Here is a 19,822-nt window from a genome sequence, read left to right as displayed (position 1 = left end):
AGTCGATGTGAATGGTACTAATATTCGGCTATGATTGTAATCTGGAATCAAACATCAATTGGATGTGAATACCGAACGGATCTTCGATTATACCGTAGGCTTTGCTGAATATATTGCTCGATAACGGGACAATAATGCGTACCCGTTTATCCGTAATCAAGCTGGCATAAAATCGTTCCACTTCCTCTAAATCAGCGCTCTGAATGCACAGTGACGTATTATTGCCAACAGTATAGGCTTCCCCAGGGTTCATTGTTTCTTCTGCAATCATTATTTTCGTTCTGCCAATCGATAAGACAGAGTGAGTAATGTGACTCTTGTTGTCCTCCGTAAGCGTTATGGAGCTGTCACGCTTCGCCATGTCTTGATAGGTCACAACCAGCAATTCCTTCGCGTTCAAATGTTGTTTGTAAAAATGAATGGCTTCCCGTGCTTGTCCGTTCATGGACAGGAAAATAGCGACTTCCAGTGTTGCGCTCATCGTATCAGTCTCCTTGTGGATCATCATGGTTGGCAGATATCTTTTAGCATTTGATATTTGGCCTTGGTTTTATCATAATTGCTAAAGGTATCAAATCATGACACCTTTAATAAGGAGATTCGCATGAATAAATTAGAACGATTACAAGACATGCTCAGATACTTAAATAGTCGAGAGTTCTTTAATTTACAAGACCTCATGGATAAGTACCAGATTTCAAAAAGTACAGCTTTGCGTGATATTCGCTCATTAGAACAATTAGGCATGCCTATCTATTCGGAATATGGACGTCATGGGCGATATGGTATTTTGCAGAATCGATTGCTATCGCCGATTATCTTTACGCTTGATGAAGTTTACGCTCTGTATTTCGCCATGCTGACGCTGCAATCTTATCAATCTACTCCATTTCATATGCATGTCAATCAGCTGCAAGAGAAGTTTGAAAAGTGCCTTTCGCAAGAACAAATCAAGAAGATTCGTAGCATGAAAAAGGTTCTGCAATTGGAAAGCAATCAGCATCATCATGTAAGTCTCTATTTGGAACAAATCTTGAAGAGCATTCTTCATGAAAACATCTGCACCATTCAATATACACGGAATAAGGGCAGCAAGAGATATCGGGTTCAATTTTTCAAAATTTCTGCTAAGTTCGGTCAATGGTACGCAACAGGGATAGAGGTAAATACAAATCAACAACGAGTGTTCCGATGCGATAAAGTTACCTCCATGCAGGTGGAAGCAGAAGAATCCCCATTTTCACTTGATGAACTAGTTAGCCGCTCTTTAGAACTATACCAGTCGGTGCACCATATTCGATTTGAGGTAGAAATTGAAGAACAGGCCAAGGACATCTTCTACAAAGAATCTTATCCTTCTATGAAACTAGATATCGGTGAACAAACCGTCATTACAGGATTCTACAATCCAGGAGAAGAATCATTTATCGCCGAATATTTCATGAGGTATGGCAGTCATGTGGTAGCAGTAAAGCCTGAATCATTACGAACAATGATTCAATCGAAGGTAGAGCAGCTCTTACAGCATTATCGAACCTCAATTACTTGAGTAGGAGAAGGTTATGAATCTATCAGCGGAGAAAGCAGGACTGAACTGAGAAAAATTGGGACAGCTAGATTACAGTGGCGTAAATCTTTCCCTCTCTATCCTATGTTACGATTTAAGAGACATCATGAATGGCTTAGAGAGAAGGAAATATAGAATGAACATAGATTGCTGGTACAAACCGATATGGAAGGCCTCATTTGCTTTGATTGTTGCTGCTGGGGTATTGGCTGCTCCTCTTGGAGTGGGGACGGCTTCTGCTCAAGCGCTGCTACTGCCTGTAGGTGAGCCAAAACTCGATCCATCTCATACAGCAGCGAAGACAGATGATCCATACACAGGAAAAGGGATTAAAGTCGCCGTCATCGATTCTGGTGCAGATATGGAGCATCCCTTATTGAAGGATCGAATCGTGAAGGCACATGACTTTGTGGAAGGCGATGAGTATCCACAAGATGAGAAAGGACATGGTACGCATGTTGCTGGTATCGTGGCACAGCAAGCGCCTGGCGCCTCGCTGCTCATTTACCGTGCGGTCGCCCCTGAAGGTCATGAATTCACGTCTACGATTGTAGAGGCAATGCAGCGTGCAATTGAAGATGGAGCGAGAGTCATTAATTTGTCTCTGCATTCAGATATCGATGCTCCAGATGAACCACTGTCCCGGGCAATTGCGGATGCAGCAAGCAAAGGGGTGGTTGTGGTCAACTCCAGCGGCAACGCAGGGGAGAAGCTATGGAGTATTACAGCGCCAGGACTGGTGGAGGATGTCATCACCGTTGGGGCAGCTACCTTACCTACTTATGAACCAACGCTCTCGAAGAACGATCGCAGCATACGCCTAATTTCAGATAGAAATACACCTGCTTTTCCGAAGCAGGGTTCCGCTGATGTTGTCTTCGTTAGTGGGGACAGTCCTAGAGTAATTACACAGAAGCAGCACCAAGGGAAATGGATCGTAGTGAGGACTCCCAGTTCCTCGGTAACATCTTATTATGAAGCGGCATGCCGAGCGAAGGCTAGCGGTATTCTGTTCTATCAAGATGGGAAGGTAGAGTGGGAACCGGGGATTAATATTCATAATGAGCAAGATCATCGACTTATTCCCGCGGCTACGATTTCTCCACAAGGAGCGACGATGTTGAAGCAAGGCAAGTCGGCAGTCTGGCAGTGGGGAGAAGAGCAGAGAAGCCGAATGTCAGCGATGAGTTCTCGCGGTCCCGCTGTAGGCACTTGGCTTATGAAGCCGGATCTTGTAGCTCCGGGGATTGATGTACGCAGCTCGATGCCGCGTGATCTATATGAGCAGGGTTATGGGAATATGAGCGGATCGAGCATGGCCGTCCCTTATGTGTCGGCCGCAGCCGCGATCATTCTAGAGGCACATCCGGAGTGGACGCCTGCAATGGTGAAGTCGGCGCTGATGACTTCAGCGGATAAGCTTACGGATAACAATGGATCGGAATATCCGTATCACGCACAGGGATCAGGACTCGTAAATATAGATAAAGCACTGGATGCACATACCTTCCTACAGCCCACGGCGTTAACGTATGGAGTAGTTGGATCAGAGTCTTGCGGTACAAAGAAGGAGCAGACGTTCCAAGTGACGAATCGCACCGCGCAGGAAATAACCTATCAGGTTACATTGTCATCCGAAGCAAGGAAATGGGACATCTCCTATCCTGCTTCCATTACGTTGCAGCCTGGCGAGACAGTCCGTGTTCCTGTTGTATGGGATCTAACCACTCTTAAGGAGACGGGAATCCTTACTGGGAGCCTCCAGCTTACGAACGGAACAGAATTGCTACGAATCCCTTTCCAATTGATACATGGTTCCGGTCATTATCCGCTGCTGACGGGATGGTTTGCAGACGATCAACTGCTCACGCCGAACGGGGACAAACATAAGTCAATCCGATTCCATTATTATTTGCCAGGCGACGCCGATCGGATGATTATTACAGCGAGTCGTATTGACATAGGGAAGAAGGCTGAAGTTGAATATTTATTATTCAATAAGCCGAATCCTACCAATGGATTGCATGCGTACGAATGGAATGGTACAGATGTGACGGGTCGTGAACTGCCAGATGGGTTGTATAACTTGAAGAGTAAAGCGTTCGCGGATGGACGTTCGGAGATGAAGGACGATCAAATTATCTATATCGATCGTGAAGCCCCTAGGGCAACCTTTATGAAGGCAAAGGCGGAACGTGGAGTTGTGCAAGGGACGGTTCAAGACATGATGCTAACCCTTGATTATGCGGTACGGCCTATGTTTCGTATTGCCTCGGGAAATAAGCAGCCGGCCCTGATTGATGTGAAGTGGAGTACTTCGAACACAGGAGATTGGAAGAGTGTGAGATTCAATGAAGACAAGAGGATGTTCTACGTGTCTCTTGTAGGGTCAGGGCTTAAAAAGGGCAAGCACAATATATTTGTCCGGATGGAAGATGCCGCTGGCAACGTACAAATTCAAAAAACACAAGTAAACATATAGCAGCTTGGAGCGGGGGGCATCCTCCGCTTTATTCTATTTACATGGAATAATTTTCATATTTATAGAGGTGGTAAGAGTTCATAGAATGTTAAGGAGGCAACCTAATCTTTTGCAATTATTTATGATAGGATAAAGAAGCTAACCTGATAGAATGTGGCGAAATGTTTCACGTGAAACATGTTCATGATAGATAAGGTGTTATCAAGAAAGTGATTAGAATAGAAGTGTAACGACGGCAAAAGATATCATTCGAAGTTTTTCTTTATCGTGTACAAGAAAAGGCAGGAAAAAGGCACAAGCTTGGAGAATACATAAAGGCAGAGCGTATAATTTTGTCGAAGGAAAGAAATGGTTCAAGTCAGATGTCCTACTCTATCATTGTCGCGAAGGACGTAAAGGGAATGGAAAATTGCGAGGAGTAGCGGGAATCGCAGCCCAATTGCCTCCTTGAGCGACGTAGGGCAGAAGATCAAGAATGGAGCAGAGCACTGCCGCTTCTTCATGTGCCTGGCATTATTTTGAAGTTAGGTGGTATTATACGGAAATGAAAGAACAACTGTCTCGGTTATTCGGTTTTGCGGAGCGTCAATCGCTGGATGAAGTGAAACAGCTTCCGGTGAATGAGATTGTCAGCAGTCCCTATCAGCCTCGAACTATATTCGATGATGAGCGTATTGATGAACTGTGTCAGACGATCAAAACGCACGGCGTTATTCAGCCGATCGTTGTCCGCCAGCGAAACGGGCAATTTGAAATCATTGCCGGAGAGCGCCGTTGGCGTGCTGTCAAGAAGTTGGGCTTGGATACGATCCCGGGCATCGTAAGAGAAATTAATGACGCTCAGGCGGCATCCATTGCCTTAATCGAGAATTTGCAGCGTGAAGGGCTTACAGCGATCGAAGAAGCATATGCTTATCAGAAGCTCATTGATTTGCACAATTTGACGCAAGAAAGTTTGGCGCAACGGCTTGGCAAGAGCCAGTCTACAATAGCCAATAAAATTCGCTTGCTGAATCTACCGGATGTAGTGAAGCAGGCCTTAATGGAACGCAAGATTACAGAGCGACATGCAAGAGCATTGCTTGGTCTCGATTCAGAGAATTTGCAGCTCAAACTGCTTGAGGAGATTATCGCAAAAGAATTGAATGTTAAGCAGACAGAGGCACGAGTCGCGTTTTATAAAGAGGTTCACAAGGCGAAGAAATCGAAGCGTATCTCATATACAAAGGATGTACGTCTTGCGCTGAATACGATTCGACAGTCAATCGATCTTGTGACTGGATCAGGCTTAAAAATTAAAACGGATGAACATGATCATGATGATCATTATGAGATTGTCATCAAAATACCGAAAAGGTAGATTAGTATAAACGTGTGTTGTTTAAAGAGGTCGATAGATATTTCTTACAAGGGTGCAGTAGCCTTATTCAATTAGAAGAGGGATTTATGGCTATAGCTAGGGGATTGATGAAAGTAAAAATCCTACTGGCAGAGGGGACGTAAAGCTAGCTGCTCCGCATATACATTTGCACTTACATCCTGACCTTTTTAGTAACCTATATATCAGATTCACCTAATTATCGGTTGATACCAGCCTAATCGTTGTATGTTTCCTATCGTACGGCGATATTGTTGTCATGCGTAGTGCTCAAATATGTGCAGCGGCAGGCAAGAGGCCGCTCTTTTCTGTTTTTGTGGTCGTTAGCGGTTATCGTTACAGCTAGAAACGCAAAAGAAACAACATTGAGGTGAAGAGGAATGGCTAAGGTTATTGCCATTACCAACCAGAAGGGCGGCGTCGGCAAGACAACGACGACGGTAAATTTGGGTGCAGGTTTGGCGTTATTAGGGAAGCGGGTGCTGCTTGTCGATATTGATCCACAAGGCAACACCACGAGTGGTATCGGGATTAACAAAGCAGATGTAACGAATTGCATTTATGACGTGATTATTAATGATGTTCATCCGAAGGACGCAACGATTCCGACTATGGTCGAAGGTCTGCACATTATTCCGGCAACGATACAATTGGCGGGTGCTGAGATTGAATTGGTTCCGACGATATCACGTGAAGTACGATTGAAGAAATCGCTTCAGCTTGTAGCACATTTGTACGATTACATATTAATTGATTGCCCACCTTCACTTGGGATATTGACGATCAATTCCTTAACAGCATCCCATTCGGTCATTATACCGATTCAATGTGAGTACTATGCGTTAGAGGGACTCAGCCAATTGTTGAATACGGTCAGACTTGTTCAGAAGCATTTGAATACCTCTCTGCAAATTGAGGGTGTTCTTCTTACGATGCTTGATGCACGTACGAACTTGGGTATACAAGTCATTGATGAAGTTAAGAAGTATTTTCAACAGAAGGTGTATACAACGATTATTCCCCGTAACATACGCCTTAGTGAGGCACCGTCACATGGTCAGTCGATCATGACCTACGATCCAAAATCTAAGGGTGCGGAAGTATATTTGGAACTTGCGAAGGAAGTGATTTCGTATGAGTAAGCGATTAGGACGTGGATTAGACGCGCTCATTCCGTCACTATCCGTCAATGATGACGATAAGGTAGTAGAGGTATCTCTACAACAGCTGCGTCCCAATCCATATCAGCCGCGAAAACATTTTGATGAGCAGTCTATTCAGGAGCTTGCAGAATCAATTAAGCAGCATGGTGTCATTCAGCCCATTATTGTGCGGAGTGTTTTAAAGGGATATGAGATTATTGCTGGAGAACGCCGCTACCGAGCCTCTCAGCAGCTTGGTTTGCAGCATATTCCAGCAGTTGTTCGCAACTTCTCCGATCAACAAGTCATGGAAATTGCCCTGATTGAAAATTTACAACGTGAAAATTTAAACGCCATTGAATTGGCCGTTGCTTATCAAGCTTTAATGGATCAGTTCACGTTAACGCAAGAAGAACTATCTGTTAAAGTAGGTAAGTCGCGCTCACATATCGCTAACTTTCTGCGTCTGTTGCAGCTCCCAGAAGAAGTAAAGGAATGTGTTTCACGTGGAACACTATCAATGGGACATGCGCGTGCCATTGTAGGGGTAAAGGACGAGGCAAAGGTGAAACAGTTGGCTAAAGCTTCCATCGAACAAGGGTGGAGCGTTCGTCAGTTGGAGGAAGCAATCCAGCAGATGAACAAAAAAGGGAAGTCAATTGATAAAACGAAGCTTGTCCGCAAAGATCCTTACTTAGATGAATTGGAAGAAAGTTTGCGTGAACGATTCCGTACGACAGTTAAAATTAAACAGAGCAAAGATAAAGGGAAAATTGAGATATCGTACTTTAACAAGCAGGATCTGGAGCGATTATTAGAATTGCTTCAATCGTTGTCGGCTCAATAAAGCCTTAGTTGGGATTCTTGTACATGAACTGGCATTCTTGGTTGTTATCCGAAGCAAGAGGGGATTACACTAAGCATGCCAGTTTTGTGTTGGGACAGAACAAACAGCCAGAAGGACAAGGCAACGATAAACAGCTCGTTATTTACAAAATATTGAAGCAAAAGGTTACAACTTTGTTGTCTCTTCATTCGGTTAGATCGTGTTATAACTAAATGTAGAGATCCGTTAAAAGGGCATATTTCCGAATATCATCAATGACCATAAACAGGTTCAGCTTCATCGCAGCCTTTGGAAGTTGATATAGGGTAGAAAAACGCAGATTTTTCAAGTTGAATGGTGGGGAAAAAGTATTGTATGAGTCCGATGAAAAAATTTATACTAAGAATGGACGAAATACATACAGAAAATATGACTCATCATTCGGCCAGCTCGCATCATAGCTGCCCATTATAGATAATAAATATTGATAGACACCAAGCGAACTAATGGGGAAACGCAAGGATGAGGAAGTCCGTGCATTTGAGGTACGGGACACGTTATAGGCAGGAGAGAACAAAGACTTATGATGAATGAATTGCAGAATGATTGGTTGCCGCTCATTGCCGCTGGCATCGGCATATTGTTATTGTTGTTACTTATTATTGTTCTTCTCCAAGGGTCACAGCTCCGTAAGCTTCGCCGCAAATATGAGGCGATTATGGGGGAAAGTGGTATTGAAAATTTGGATGTTGTATTGTCCAGCATGCATGAGGATATTGCACATCTGCAAGGGAAGACGGAACAGCATCATGCTGACATGGAGCAAACGAAAAAAGCTCTGAAAAAGATGAAATCCCACGTCGGCATACAGCGTTACAATGCATTTGCAGAGCGCGGGAGTGATTTAAGCTTCTCGATTGCATGGTTAAACGAGGAGCAGGATGGGGTTGTCATTACAGGCATCCACGGACGGGATCACTCTTATGTATATGCGAAGCCCATAGAGAATGGACAGTCTTCCTATTCCTTGTCCCCGGAAGAGAAGCAAGCAATGGAGCTTGCAGAGGCAAAGAAGGGCTCCTAATTCGTGTACTTATCGATGGGCTAAGGAAGTGAGTGACTGTTCGATTGTATCCGCGATCACCTCGGCCATACCCATGACCAAATGAAGCCTAGTATTTTGCAATACGAAATATTCCATGAAGCCTCCGACGTTGACAATGCCTGTAATGTGCATATCTCCGATCGGGGGCAATTGTTTATTTACCCCAGCCCCAGGACGGACCGGCCCTTCAACGACTTGAACCGAACCCACACTGCTGCTCTGGCCAAGACAAGCGTCAACTGCAATAATGAAGGTATGAGGATCGCTCGCTTGCAGTGAATCTATCGTCTCTTGCAAATTCATGGCATGAACAGGCTGCTGTAGTGTCCCGAGAACTTGAAAGTGACGGGAAGTGGACTTCGACAGCCGTGTCCCGACGAGAGGGCCGAGACAGTCGCCCGTTGAACGATCGGTTCCAATGCAGATAACCGTTGTCGACTGGTGAGTAGCTCGCATTTGCAAATGGTGTTGGCAGGAATGAATTAGGGAAGATAGTGCGTTAGGTGCATCATAAACCACTTTACATGGATGGCATTCATGGGTTGACGGGCGTTTGAACAAAGAAAATGTCATCACAAGCAGCCTCCGTTTTCTACTAAAGGTACTATCTAGTATATGGAAGCAAGAAAACTTTTATACTTCGACGAGAATAAGTTCCTATTTTATAATAAAGTGTCCTAACATTGATAACGCTAGATAGTAATAGAGGGGGAATGAAGATGTTATGGGCCGCAGCGGCAGATAAGCCAGAAGAAGTAACCGACAATATTGAACAGACGCTGTCGGTATTCGAGAAATGGCAGCAAGGGATATGGAATTGGGTAACCGATATGGCAACTTGGGAAATGCTCTTAGTAAAAACCATTAAAATTGTCCTGATTATATTAGTAACCAGAATCGTGATTCGCATTGTTCATCGAATGATTAATCATACGATTGCCAAGCAGGAGAAATCCCGCCTGAACGGACAACCGAGGCGGCTTGTTACGGTAGGCAAGCTGCTTAAAAATATGACCTCGCTTGCAATGAATTTTATTATGATCCTTGTAGTTTTATCGGAGTTCAATGTGAATTTGGCACCGCTGTTAGCGGGGGCAGGGGTCGTCGGCTTGGCCATTGGTTTTGGTGCTCAAAGCTTGGTGAAGGATGTTATGACCGGATTTTTCATAATATTGGAGGATCATTTCGCGGTAGGCGATGTCATTAAGGTTGGATCCTTCCAAGGTACGGTAGAGATGATTGGTTTGCGGTCGACTCGGATCCATAGCTGGACTGGAGAGGTTCACGTCATTCCAAACGGTAGCATTACCGAGGTAACCAACTATTCACTAAACAACTCGATTGCTGTTGTGGATGTATCAATTGCTTATGAGGAGAATGTAGAGAAGGCTATTCAAGTCATGAATAAAGCGCTTGAAGTATTGCCAGAGCACAATGAGAATGTAGTCAAGACGCCGCAAGTTTTGGGCGTTCAAACGCTTGGGCCTTCAGAAGTGACGATTCGGGTTATTGCCGAATGCCGTCCATTTACCCAAGCAGGTGTTGTTCGTATGATTAATGCAGATATGAAGCGGGCTCTAGAGCGAGAGGGAATTGAGATTCCATACCCGCGCCTCGTTACGTATCAACGAGCAGAACAAGGAGGGAATATGTAATGGAACGTAAAGTCTTCGCACTGGGTGATATCGTTCAAATGAAAAAGCCTCATCCTTGTGGTACAAATGAGATGGAGATCATTCGAATGGGCATGGATATCCGCATTAAGTGCGTTGGATGCAAGCATAGTGTGCTCGTCCCGCGCGCGAAGTTCGAGAAGAGCATGAAGAAGGTGCTTCGTTCTGCTCAACCTGATTCCGAGTAAGATAATTTTGTAAAAAATATGTTGCAATATAGTGTGGACTATGGTAAGATAACTCTTGCTATGGAAAGGTACCCAAGAGGTCCAAGGGGGCTGACTCGAAATCAGCTAGGCGTCGCAAGGCGTGCGTGGGTTCGAATCCCACCCTTTCCGCCACTTATTGGATATGATAACTCCGGAGCTTAGGCTTCGGAGTTTTTTGCATATTATAGGCAAGTTTTTGCTGCCTCTGGAGCTGTTGATGACGATGTATGTGTTGTTGTAACAAATGCTGAAATAAATAAGAGAAGGGACTTCGCATGCGCGAAATCCCTTCCTGGTTGACGGTGCTTATTCGACTTCTATCTTCACAATTCAGATGGCTTAGGTTTTCTTCATCATATGGAACCATATAAAAATTCCATTACGATAAGTGTGTTACAGATAAATGCTCTACAGCACAACCCCTCGCTTCCCTTATTTCGTAAAGTTAAATGTCTCCACTAGGCTTCTTTGCTCCATTGTTCAACGGAACCCACCTCGCTTCGCACCGTCAGTTGTTATTATGGATCGTTATTGCGGAATTATACATACATCCGAGAAAAAAATAAAAAGGGTGCAGCAAATGAGAGAAGGGATCTCGCATGCGCGAAATCCCTTCCTGGTTGACGGTGCTTATTCGACTTCTATCTTCACAATGTTCAGATGGCTTAGGCTTCCTACATCACATGGAACCTTTACGGTATCCATATTACGATAAGTGTGTTGCAGACAAATGGTCTTTAGCACAACCCCTCGCTTCTCTTATGTCGTAAAGTTAAATGTCTCCACTAGGCTTCTTCGCTCCATTGTTCAACGGAACCACACCTCGCTTCGCACCGTCAGTTGTTAATATGGCTCATTATCACGTTTCTATACACGGATAATAAAAAAAGTGAAACGACTTGGATCAGTGCGTCAAAGCATGGCGCTTTTTCTTCCACTTTCGGTCTTTGTTCGTTGTTTCAGGGAATGTATCACCCTTCTTCAACTTAATTTGTTTTGGATCTTGAATTTCGGTATGGAAGCTTCTTTCACCGACTTCCATATAAATGGCATCATTGGGTGCTTTGTCTCCCGGTTCGAATTCTGTTTTCTCGCCCATTGTGTAACCTCCTGAGAGCATGTTGTATAGATGCAGAAGCGTAACGAGATCGCTTGCCTATGTAGTGTGTGCGCAGGGGTATCCCTTAATGAATGGAGAAAAGTGCTTGTATGCGGACACGAAGATGCACTTGCATGTCATCCTTCATTTTGGTACACTAGTTTAGTGCGAGTTTTCTCGCTCCTTGCTTCTGACAAGATCAGAGGCCTGAAGTCCATAAGGAGGTGAACGTGAAATGCGCAAATACGAATTGATGTACATCATTCGTCCTGACGTAGAGCAAGAAGCTGTTCAAACAACAGTCGACAAATTCCAAGGCGTTATCTCTAACGGCGGTGGAGAAATTACGAAGCACGATGTGATGGGTAAGCGTCGTCTTGCTTACGAAATCAAGAAGTTCCGCGATGGCGTGTACGTTCTCGTGAACTTTACTGCAGAACCTGCAGTAGTAGCGGAGTTGGATCGTCAACTTAAGATTTCTGACGAAATCATCCGTCATCTTGTCGTTAGCGACGTGGCTTAATAGCCAAAACTATCGTAAGTTCGTAAAGGATACGTCGAAGGAGGGGATAGCATGTTGAATCGCGTGATATTGATAGGACGTCTTACACGGGACCCAGAATTGCGCTACACTTCATCTGGAGTGGCAGTAACGCAGTTCACGTTAGCGGTTGATCGACCGTTCTCGAGTCAGGGTGGGGAGCGTGAAGCGGACTTTATTCCAGTCGTTACTTGGCGGCAGCTAGCTGAGACATGTGCAAATTATTTGCGCAAGGGTCGGCTTACAGCAGTAGAAGGACGCATTCAAGTGCGCAACTATGACAATAACGAAGGTAAACGTGTATACGTGACTGAAATTATTGCTGATAATGTGCGTTTCTTGGAATCGAACCGTGATAACGGGGGAACACGTGATGATATGGGCGGCGGCAATTACGGTGCACCAGCACCGCAATACAACAATGCTCCAGCACGTGGTGGGAATTCCAATTCTCGCGGACAAGCAGCAGCAGATCCTTTCTCTGATGACGGTAGACCTATCGACATTTCCGATGATGATTTGCCATTCTAGAACGGAAAGGACTGACATGAATGAGCTTTAAGCAAAATGAAGGCGGCGAACGCGAAGGCCGTAAATTCGGTGGCCGTAGAGGTCGTAACAAGCGCCGTAAAGTGTGCTTCTTCACAGTGAACAAAATCACTCACATTGATTATAAAGACATCGACCTGTTGAAGAAATTCATCAGCGAGCGCGGCAAAATCTTGCCACGCCGTGTAACAGGTACAAGCGCGAAGTACCAACGTGCTTTGACGATCGCTGTAAAACGCGCTCGCCAAGTAGCATTGCTTCCGTACACTACGGAGTAATGATGGTGCAGAAGACAGCTGATATGATATCAGCTGTCTTTTTTATTGTCTTTTTTAATTTATCGACAGAGGGCGTTTTCGTTATCTCACATCGTGTTCGATTTTTGAATTGCTGATCTTATGGATTTCTGATCAAATATGTAATCATAACTGGAATAATTCCTTCTGCCACATGGCTTTCCAATACAGTGGAATGATACCCGTGCGGTTGACATGGCCTAGAGAGGGATGAAGCTCCTCTACGGATTGAAGGGAAGCAGGGGCTACAATCGAGCCTGTTAACTCTTACTTTCCCCGCATCTGCCAATAGCACGATTCCCCTAAGAAAATACAACGATATCTTCAACCATTTGTTCATGCTACCTCCTCCTGTTGCATAGGATTCATCATGTACAAGTATAGAACATATCATTTCTTTACTTGTACCGGCTAATACAGTAACCCATCCTTTCTTCTAATTTACCATGCCTGTATCCCATTCAATCTGTGGTTCGCAAATGAATAAATGCTGCTGCAGTTGGATGGGGGGTTCCGTCTCGAGGCGGATTCCTTCATATGGCTGCAGTGATACAATGGATAGCAGGAGAAGGATGAAAATGGATTCGGTACGGAGGTTTAGATCATGAGATGGCACGAACGATTCAGTAAACGTTGGCAGGGACAAGAAATCGACTATCAATGGCCATCCCCACAGCTTCCGATCATTAGCATCCGGAGCAGTGGCGCTAGCCGAGTAGGCCGACACAGTAAGGTCGCAATTGGCCTTATCGCGATTGGGGATATCGCAATTGGTCTCATCGCTGGAGGAATGATAAGTGTTGGTCTGTTTGCATTTGGTGCCATATCCTTAGGACTGCTGGCAGCAGTGGGTGCCATTGCATTCAGTGATTTATTTTCGGTAGGGGCGATTGCGGTTAGTGATTGGCTGTCCATTGGCGCTGTGGCCGTGAGTAGTGTCTTATCCATCGGTGTTGTTGTAATTAGCAACGTGGCATTAGGAGTCGTCGCTATCGGTCAATATGCGTATGGTGTCGTCGCTATAGGCAATCATGGGTTTGGACTCATTCCATTAACGTTAGATGTTGTACGATGGGTAAAGAGCTGGTTCGGATGATCATTATTCCATATCCTGTGTGAAAACCGCCCAAAAATGGGCGGTTTTTTGGTACTTCTGTCAAAATAGTGATCCGGATCATGAAATCTGTATTTTCCTTTTTGATCGTTTGCATGTAAAATAAAAATATTGTTTCATGCATAATCATCAAAGAAATATGTCAAAGAGGGTTCTGATTACCGGTCGTTACAAACAGATAAAATCGACCGAGCATGCTCATCCTATATCTGATACAGCTTAACCATAAGGGAACGTGGATATTCCAATATGGGTTGTGAAGCTGTTCAGTGTTGAATGTGAGCATGTCTTTTACATTCATCGTCACATACTGTTCTAGGCAGGTACTAAGCGGTGTGAAGCTCATGTTCAACGAATAGAGTAAGTGCACGATCGCATGATCAAAAGCCGCAATTATTACGATTCGAATAAATGAGAAGTAAAACGATGAGCAGCTAGCATGGCTGGTCTTTTTTGAAAAATCACCATGCGAATCTTTCTAGGGGAATAGGTACTGCTAGTATAGGAAATTCGTGCCGTTCGCACCGGGGCAGGTATCTTTGAGAAGTGAAGCAGGTGTGATGTGCTGCCAATTTCGAATTAGAGCGAACCGAAGCTTACACACATGAGGAAAATTGAAACACCATATGCGTAAGGGAAATCAGATTGACGCAGATAGCCATGCGCAGCATAATGTTTTTCATCTGGTCAATGCGGAAAATGCCTAAGAGCTATACTGAAACAGTATGGAAGGCAACAAAAATGCTTCTTATATGTATGAAATAAGAACTATCGGTTAGTAAATGGATTTTGGATATGATTGCATCACATAAAGGAAGAAGAGGATTACGAATGAAAAAAAATAAATATAAAAAATGGGGAATCGCCCTGGCAATCATCGCGATTGTTGGTCTTAGCGGATTTATATTCCGAAAGCAGCTAGCGGTTCTGGCCTTCGATATGTTCTTATCCGGACATGTTGAAGAGTCGTTTGATAAGTCATATAAGCCAATTGAAGGCAAAGAAGAAATTATTCGCAAAGTGACGGAGCCATTCTCGGTACTACTGCTGGGGGTTGACCAGCGAGGCAAGGAAATTGGACGTTCTGATACGATTATATATTCTGTAGTTCGACCACAAGATAACAAAGTATTGCTGCTGTCGATTCCACGTGATACGTATACGGAAATCATCGGCAAGGGATTTGAAACGAAGCTCAATCACGCTTATGCCTATGGCGGTGCGAAGATGAGCATGGAGTCGGTAGATAATCTGCTCAAGCATAAAGTTGACCATTATGCGACAATTAACTTCGAGGGATTGAAGGATGTCGTCAATGCATTAGATGGCGTTAAACTCCCAATTACGAAGGCGATCGTCAACAAGGATCCCGATCATGAGAAGTTCCGCATAGAGCCGAACAAGCCGATCTATGATGGTCAAGAAGCATTGTACTTCGTACGTTACCGTGAGGATTCGGATATGAACCGTACGATGCGTCACCGCATATTCTTGAACGCGGTTATGCAGCGTACCATTGAAATGGACAAAATCGGACGCATTCCAGAGCTTATTGAAATTATGGGTGAGAATTTTACAACGGATATGCGACCGAAGTATATGATTGATTTGGCCAAGACAATATTCATGAATGACGGAATGCCAAGCATTAGCAGCTATATGCTGCATGGTGACGGCAAGATGATTGGCAACGGCTGGTACTACATGGTGAAGGATGAGGATCTGGATTATATTAAGACTCTGCTAGACAACTGGCTGGATCCGAAGACGAGCAAAGAAAATCTAATGGAACCACGCCAAGTGAAAGAAGATTAATGGAATAAAAACCGGAAAGTCAGTCGTATTTTTTACGACTGGCTTTTTGTTTTTGTATGCCTAAATGTGTTAATTTATTGTTAGGGAGTTACAGCGATCATCTCGTCGCTGGAGTCGTTTGAGGAGGAGACCTAACGGATGAACATTGCTTTTTTCTTAACACCGAAACATGAGGTTGTTAGTCTTACATTGAATACAACATTGAGACAAACACTCGAACGAATGGAATATCATCGGTACACGGCTGTTCCGATTTTGAATGATGAAGGGGAATATGTAGGGACTGTTACCGAAGGAGACCTGTTATGGCACATGAAAAATTCCAATGGCGCGATTACGTTTGAGAACGCTTCAAAATCCTTGCTGAAAGAAGTTTCGCTGAATATGCATAATAAATCAGTACGAATTGACTCCAATATGGAGGATCTTATTAATTTGGCCAAGGTGCAGAACTTTGTCCCAGTGGTTGATGATATGAACCGTTTTATTGGCATCGTGAGGCGTAGTCAAATTATCGAATATTGCGAGCAGTTCGTCACCAAAGCTATGGATGTGAAGTAATTATGGTATAATGAAAATGACGCCCTTTTCAGAAATATGGAAGATATAGGGATATACCCGCGGAATAAGCGGTCTCTGGGTTTCTTTCCGGGGGAAAAAGATTGAATGCGCAAGAGGTGAACGTATTGAAAAACCGCTGGTCATCGTCTTTATTATGGGCGATTGTAGCGCTCGTATTGTTATTATCCATATTGCAGCCGATACAGGTGTTGACGATGAGTTTTATGGCGGTTCCATTTGTGATGCTGTATGCAACGCAATCAAAGCAGAGATTCGCTCTCATCACTGCTGCCGTGCTTGCCGTCGTCTACTTGTTAATGGGGAAGGCAGGCATGATTGTTGCTGTAACCGCCTTGTACTTTATTATTCCGGGCATTGTCATTGGCCACATGTTTAAAAGCAGGAAGCCTGCACTCAACGTGTTCGTTGCTGGAACTGTAACATTTCTCGTTGAGTCCCTTGTCCTCTTCGTCGTGGCGAAGTGGGTACTAGACTTCAATGTGTATGAATTTGTGATTGAGATGCTGAACTACGGGATGGTCGGTGTTGAGCAGTCTGCACTATTCCCGACGCAAGTGACAGCAGAAATGAAACAGCAATTTGCGCTTCTCATGAGCAAGATGGTTCCATTTATGATGATTGTGAGTGCGCTGTATATGGGTACGATTACGTACGCTATCAGCCGCCGTCTATTAACCGCGCAAGGACATGATGTGCAGAAGATGAAACCTGTACACCAATGGATGCTTCCGAAGTCTCTTGTCGTGTACTATTTCATCGTTGTGATTCTTGACCTTGTTGGCCCGAAGTCAACGGACAGCTTCTTAACGATGATTGTATTGAACTTGGCGCCGCTCTTGCAGTTGGCATTCGTAGTGCAGGGGATTGCCTTTCTCTTCTTCTTTGCGCACATGAAGAAATGGGGCAAGGTGCTGCCGATCGTCATTACAGTAGCTGCATTGTTCATTCCGCTGCTCTATTCACTACTTCGAATTGTAGGATTGGTGGATCTCGTCCTTCCGATGCGGAAGTACCTATCCAAACCAAAAGTATAGGGTGAGAAGGCATGCCTAAACTATTGTTTCAACGTTGGTATACGAAGCATACAAGCTGGACATTCGTTGTATTGATCGCCATGAGCTTAGTGCTGACCTGGTATAACTGGGGAGTCGGGGTATTGGCATGGATCAGTATTGCAGCGCTCGCTATGGCATCGTTCACGGCAGAACGTAAATTCCGGGAAGAGACGGAGTCGTATTTATCAACGCTTGGATTGCGAGTAAAGCGGGCTGGGGAAGAGGCCATCGTCGACTTGCCGTATGGCATCCTTTTGTATCGTGAGGATCGTGTCATAGAATGGCATAATCCTTATGTATCTCAGCTAACCGGACAGGATGGGTTAGTTGGAGAGGAATTGACGGATATCTTCCCACAGCTTCATATGGGAAAAGAAAAGGATCGCTCCGCTGAACTGTTCATCGGTGGGCGCATCGTACATGCGGATATTGTGCCGGAGGAGCGGGTTGTCTACTTTACGGACATTACTGACCTGTGGAGCTTGCGCAAACGTTATGACGAAGAACGGATAGCAGTCGGAGTCGTCATTATGGATAACTTGGAGGAATCGACCCAAGGGCTGGACGACCAGCAGCGGGCTGCCCTGCTCGCGCGTGTAAATGGACAGATTACGTCCTGGGCAGGCGAGCATGGTGTATTGATGAAGCGGCTGTCCTCTGATCGACACTTCATGATTATGGATGTGCAGACACTGAAGGCACTGGAGCAGACGAGATTCGTCATTCTTGACGAGGTTCGGGAGACGACGCTTGATAATAAGCTTCCAGTAACACTCAGTATGGGCATTGCAGCTGGCGCGGACAGTATCCCAGAACTGGGTCAGCTGGCACAGTCAAGCTTGGATATTGCACTTGGCCGTGGCGGAGATCAGGTAGCGGTTCGCATGGGACAACGATTATCGTTCTATGGCGGTAAATCGAACGCGGTAGAGAAACGGACTCGGGTTCGCGCACGGGTTATCGCGCACGCGCTTCGAGACTTCATTAAGCAGAGTGACGCTGTGTTCATTATGGGGCACAAGAATCCAGATACGGATTCGATTGGATCGTCGATTGGCGTGCTGAACGCATGCCGTATGCTTGGAATTGAAGCCTATATCGTGCTGGAAGAGAGCAATCCTTCGATCGATCGTCTAGTGGACTATTTGAAGAAGGATGAAATTCTATGGTCAAGGTTCATCTCTCGAGCGGAAGCTATCGAAATGATTACGGAAGCAAGCCTTTTGGTTGTATGTGACACGCACAAAGCTTCTATGGTAGAAGAGCCGCGCCTGCTCCAATCGGATCGGATCGTCATTATCGATCATCATCGCCGAGGCGAAGAGTTCATTAATGACGCGGTTCTCGTTTATTTGGAGCCCTATGCATCTTCTACGGCTGAGCTCGTTACGGAACTGCTGCAATATATCCATAATCGGATTAATCTCAGCATGCTGGAGGCAACGGCATTGCTGGCAGGCATCACGGTAGATACGAAGTATTTCACGCTGCGAACAGGCTCGCGCACATTCGATGCGGCAAGCTTCCTTCGCAGACAAGGTGCAGACCCACTGCTTATCCAGCGTATCTTAAAAGAAGATCTGGATGAGTACATTCAGAAGGCGGAAGTCATCCGCCACGCACAGATGCTGTATGGACATATTGCGATTGCGGTTACAGAGCCAGGACGAAAATTTTCTCAGTTGCTCATTGCACAGGTAGCTGATACGCTATTAAATATGACCGATGTTCTCGCTTCGTTCGTTATCAGCGAGCGAAATGACGGACTCATCGGGATTAGCGCGCGTTCGCTGGGCCAGATGAATGTACAGGTCGTTATGGAACGGCTGGGCGGCGGTGGACATCTAACGAATGCCGCAGCTCAATTGCAAGGTACGCTTGTTGAGGCAGAAGCGAAGCTGAAGCGCGTGCTGGAAGAAATCGACGCAGAAGAGGGGTTGTTCGAATGAAAGTCATCTTGTTGCAGGATGTAAAAGGACAAGGCAAGAAAGGACAAGTCAAAGAGGTTTCCGAAGGGTACGCTCAAAATTTCCTCATCAAGCAGGGACTGGCTCGTCCAGCGACGGACGGCAATCTTAAGACCCTGGATCAACAGAAGAAGTCAGAAGATAAGCGTAAGGAACAAGAAAAGATAGATGCGGAAATGCTTGCAGCGAAGCTGGGAGAAACAACAGTTGAGTTGAAGGCGAAGGCTGGTGAAGGCGGCCGTCTGTTCGGTGCCATCACATCAAAGCAGATTGCAGAAGCTCTTGCAGGCATGAAGATCAAAATAGATAAGCGTAAAATCGAACTGCATGACCCGATTCGTACGCTAGGATTTACGAATGTAGCCGTGAAGCTGCATCCTGAAGTCAAGGCGACGATGAAGGTGCACGTAACGGAGGAATAG

General features: G+C 45.0%; 20 protein-coding genes and 1 tRNA gene. 18 read left to right on the top strand and 3 right to left on the bottom strand.

All coding sequences use genetic code 11. The annotated features are described in order from the left end of the window. Positions 1-28: 28 nt before the first annotated feature. The gene (locus tag M3661_RS02495) at positions 29-481 is read right to left on the bottom strand and encodes a VOC family protein (protein WP_251482044.1); all 453 of its coding nucleotides are present in this window, start codon (positions 479-481) and stop codon (positions 29-31) included. 123 nt (positions 482-604) lie between these two features. Between M3661_RS02495 and M3661_RS02490 the strand changes: the two genes are divergently transcribed. The 6 genes from M3661_RS02490 to M3661_RS02465 all read left to right on the top strand — a co-directional run bounded on the left by M3661_RS02490 (position 605) and on the right by M3661_RS02465 (position 8,479). Continuing rightward, positions 605-1,549 carry a helix-turn-helix transcriptional regulator gene (locus tag M3661_RS02490; protein WP_251482042.1) on the top strand — a complete coding sequence of 315 codons (945 nt, stop codon included), beginning with the start codon at positions 605-607 and terminating at the stop codon, positions 1,547-1,549. Between the two features lie 154 nt (positions 1,550-1,703). Further along, the gene (locus M3661_RS02485; protein WP_251482040.1) at positions 1,704-4,049 is read left to right on the top strand and encodes a S8 family serine peptidase; all 2,346 of its coding nucleotides are present in this window, start codon (positions 1,704-1,706) and stop codon (positions 4,047-4,049) included. 544 nt (positions 4,050-4,593) lie between these two features. Then, a complete protein-coding gene (noc, locus tag M3661_RS02480; RefSeq protein ID WP_021257546.1) occupies positions 4,594-5,409 on the top strand; it encodes a nucleoid occlusion protein in 816 nt (271 codons plus the stop codon). A 398-nt stretch (positions 5,410-5,807) separates the two neighbouring features. After that, positions 5,808-6,569: a ParA family protein gene (locus M3661_RS02475; RefSeq protein ID WP_005545445.1), complete on the top strand. Its 762-nt coding sequence runs from the start codon at positions 5,808-5,810 to the stop codon at positions 6,567-6,569. Next, positions 6,562-7,416 carry a ParB/RepB/Spo0J family partition protein gene (locus tag M3661_RS02470; protein ID WP_021258405.1) on the top strand — a complete coding sequence of 285 codons (855 nt, stop codon included), beginning with the start codon at positions 6,562-6,564 and terminating at the stop codon, positions 7,414-7,416. Before M3661_RS02475 ends, M3661_RS02470 begins: the two co-directional genes overlap by 8 nt. Positions 7,417-7,978: 562 nt before the next feature. Further along, the gene (locus M3661_RS02465) at positions 7,979-8,479 is read left to right on the top strand and encodes a DUF4446 family protein (protein ID WP_021258404.1); all 501 of its coding nucleotides are present in this window, start codon (positions 7,979-7,981) and stop codon (positions 8,477-8,479) included. A 9-nt stretch (positions 8,480-8,488) separates the two neighbouring features. Here M3661_RS02465 and yyaC read toward each other — a convergent pair whose 3' ends face one another. Further along, positions 8,489-9,073 (bottom strand): spore protease YyaC, encoded by a 585-nt coding sequence (gene yyaC, locus M3661_RS02460; protein WP_065293397.1) that lies wholly within the window; start codon positions 9,071-9,073, stop codon positions 8,489-8,491. 146 nt (positions 9,074-9,219) lie between these two features. Here yyaC and M3661_RS02455 point away from each other — a divergent pair, with 146 nt between their 5' ends. From M3661_RS02455 to M3661_RS02445, 3 genes are all read left to right on the top strand, one after another. Beyond that, positions 9,220-10,155: a mechanosensitive ion channel family protein gene (locus M3661_RS02455; protein WP_065293396.1), complete on the top strand. Its 936-nt coding sequence runs from the start codon at positions 9,220-9,222 to the stop codon at positions 10,153-10,155. Continuing rightward, on the top strand, positions 10,155-10,361 hold the full coding sequence (locus M3661_RS02450; protein WP_005545435.1) for a DUF951 domain-containing protein: 207 nt from the start codon (positions 10,155-10,157) through the stop codon (positions 10,359-10,361). The genes M3661_RS02455 and M3661_RS02450 overlap by 1 nt, the downstream gene beginning before the upstream one ends. 62 nt (positions 10,362-10,423) lie before the next feature. Then, positions 10,424-10,514, top strand: a tRNA-Ser gene (locus M3661_RS02445). 772 nt (positions 10,515-11,286) lie between these two features. Here the strand turns inward: M3661_RS02445 and M3661_RS02440 are convergent. After that, the gene (locus M3661_RS02440; protein ID WP_021257541.1) at positions 11,287-11,481 is read right to left on the bottom strand and encodes a YjzC family protein; all 195 of its coding nucleotides are present in this window, start codon (positions 11,479-11,481) and stop codon (positions 11,287-11,289) included. 235 nt (positions 11,482-11,716) lie between these two features. On the opposite strand from M3661_RS02440, the gene rpsF reads away from it, so the two are divergent. The 9 genes from rpsF (at position 11,717) to rplI (ending at position 19,822) form a co-directional block, all read left to right on the top strand. Further along, positions 11,717-12,004: a 30S ribosomal protein S6 gene (gene rpsF, locus M3661_RS02435; protein WP_021257540.1), complete on the top strand. Its 288-nt coding sequence runs from the start codon at positions 11,717-11,719 to the stop codon at positions 12,002-12,004. Positions 12,005-12,055: 51 nt separating this feature from the next. Next, positions 12,056-12,553: a single-stranded DNA-binding protein gene (ssb, locus tag M3661_RS02430; RefSeq protein ID WP_021257539.1), complete on the top strand. Its 498-nt coding sequence runs from the start codon at positions 12,056-12,058 to the stop codon at positions 12,551-12,553. A 20-nt stretch (positions 12,554-12,573) separates the two neighbouring features. After that, complete coding sequence (gene rpsR, locus M3661_RS02425) at positions 12,574-12,849, top strand: 30S ribosomal protein S18 (protein ID WP_021257538.1); 276 nt, start codon at positions 12,574-12,576, stop codon at positions 12,847-12,849. A 622-nt stretch (positions 12,850-13,471) separates the two neighbouring features. Next, a complete protein-coding gene (locus tag M3661_RS02420; RefSeq protein WP_065291085.1) occupies positions 13,472-13,963 on the top strand; it encodes a hypothetical protein in 492 nt (163 codons plus the stop codon). Positions 13,964-14,812: 849 nt separating this feature from the next. Beyond that, the gene (locus M3661_RS02415; protein ID WP_065291084.1) at positions 14,813-15,796 is read left to right on the top strand and encodes an LCP family protein; all 984 of its coding nucleotides are present in this window, start codon (positions 14,813-14,815) and stop codon (positions 15,794-15,796) included. Between the two features lie 138 nt (positions 15,797-15,934). After that, positions 15,935-16,357 (top strand): CBS domain-containing protein, encoded by a 423-nt coding sequence (locus M3661_RS02410; RefSeq protein ID WP_021257535.1) that lies wholly within the window; start codon positions 15,935-15,937, stop codon positions 16,355-16,357. A 101-nt stretch (positions 16,358-16,458) separates the two neighbouring features. Then, entirely contained in the window at positions 16,459-17,412 is a 954-nt protein-coding gene (locus M3661_RS02405) for a YybS family protein (RefSeq protein WP_227775004.1), read from the top strand. Positions 17,413-17,423: 11 nt separating this feature from the next. Continuing rightward, positions 17,424-19,382: a DHH family phosphoesterase gene (locus M3661_RS02400; protein ID WP_065291083.1), complete on the top strand. Its 1,959-nt coding sequence runs from the start codon at positions 17,424-17,426 to the stop codon at positions 19,380-19,382. Next, complete coding sequence (rplI, locus tag M3661_RS02395) at positions 19,379-19,822, top strand: 50S ribosomal protein L9 (protein WP_021257532.1); 444 nt, start codon at positions 19,379-19,381, stop codon at positions 19,820-19,822. The genes M3661_RS02400 and rplI overlap by 4 nt, the downstream gene beginning before the upstream one ends.

Source organism: Paenibacillus sp. MER 180, from assembly GCF_023713665.1.
Taxonomy (GTDB): Bacteria; Bacillota; Bacilli; order Paenibacillales; family Paenibacillaceae; genus Paenibacillus_B; species Paenibacillus_B suaedae.
The sequence above is the reverse complement of the archived record's forward strand: the minus strand, read 5'-3'. Positions and strand labels throughout refer to the sequence as shown.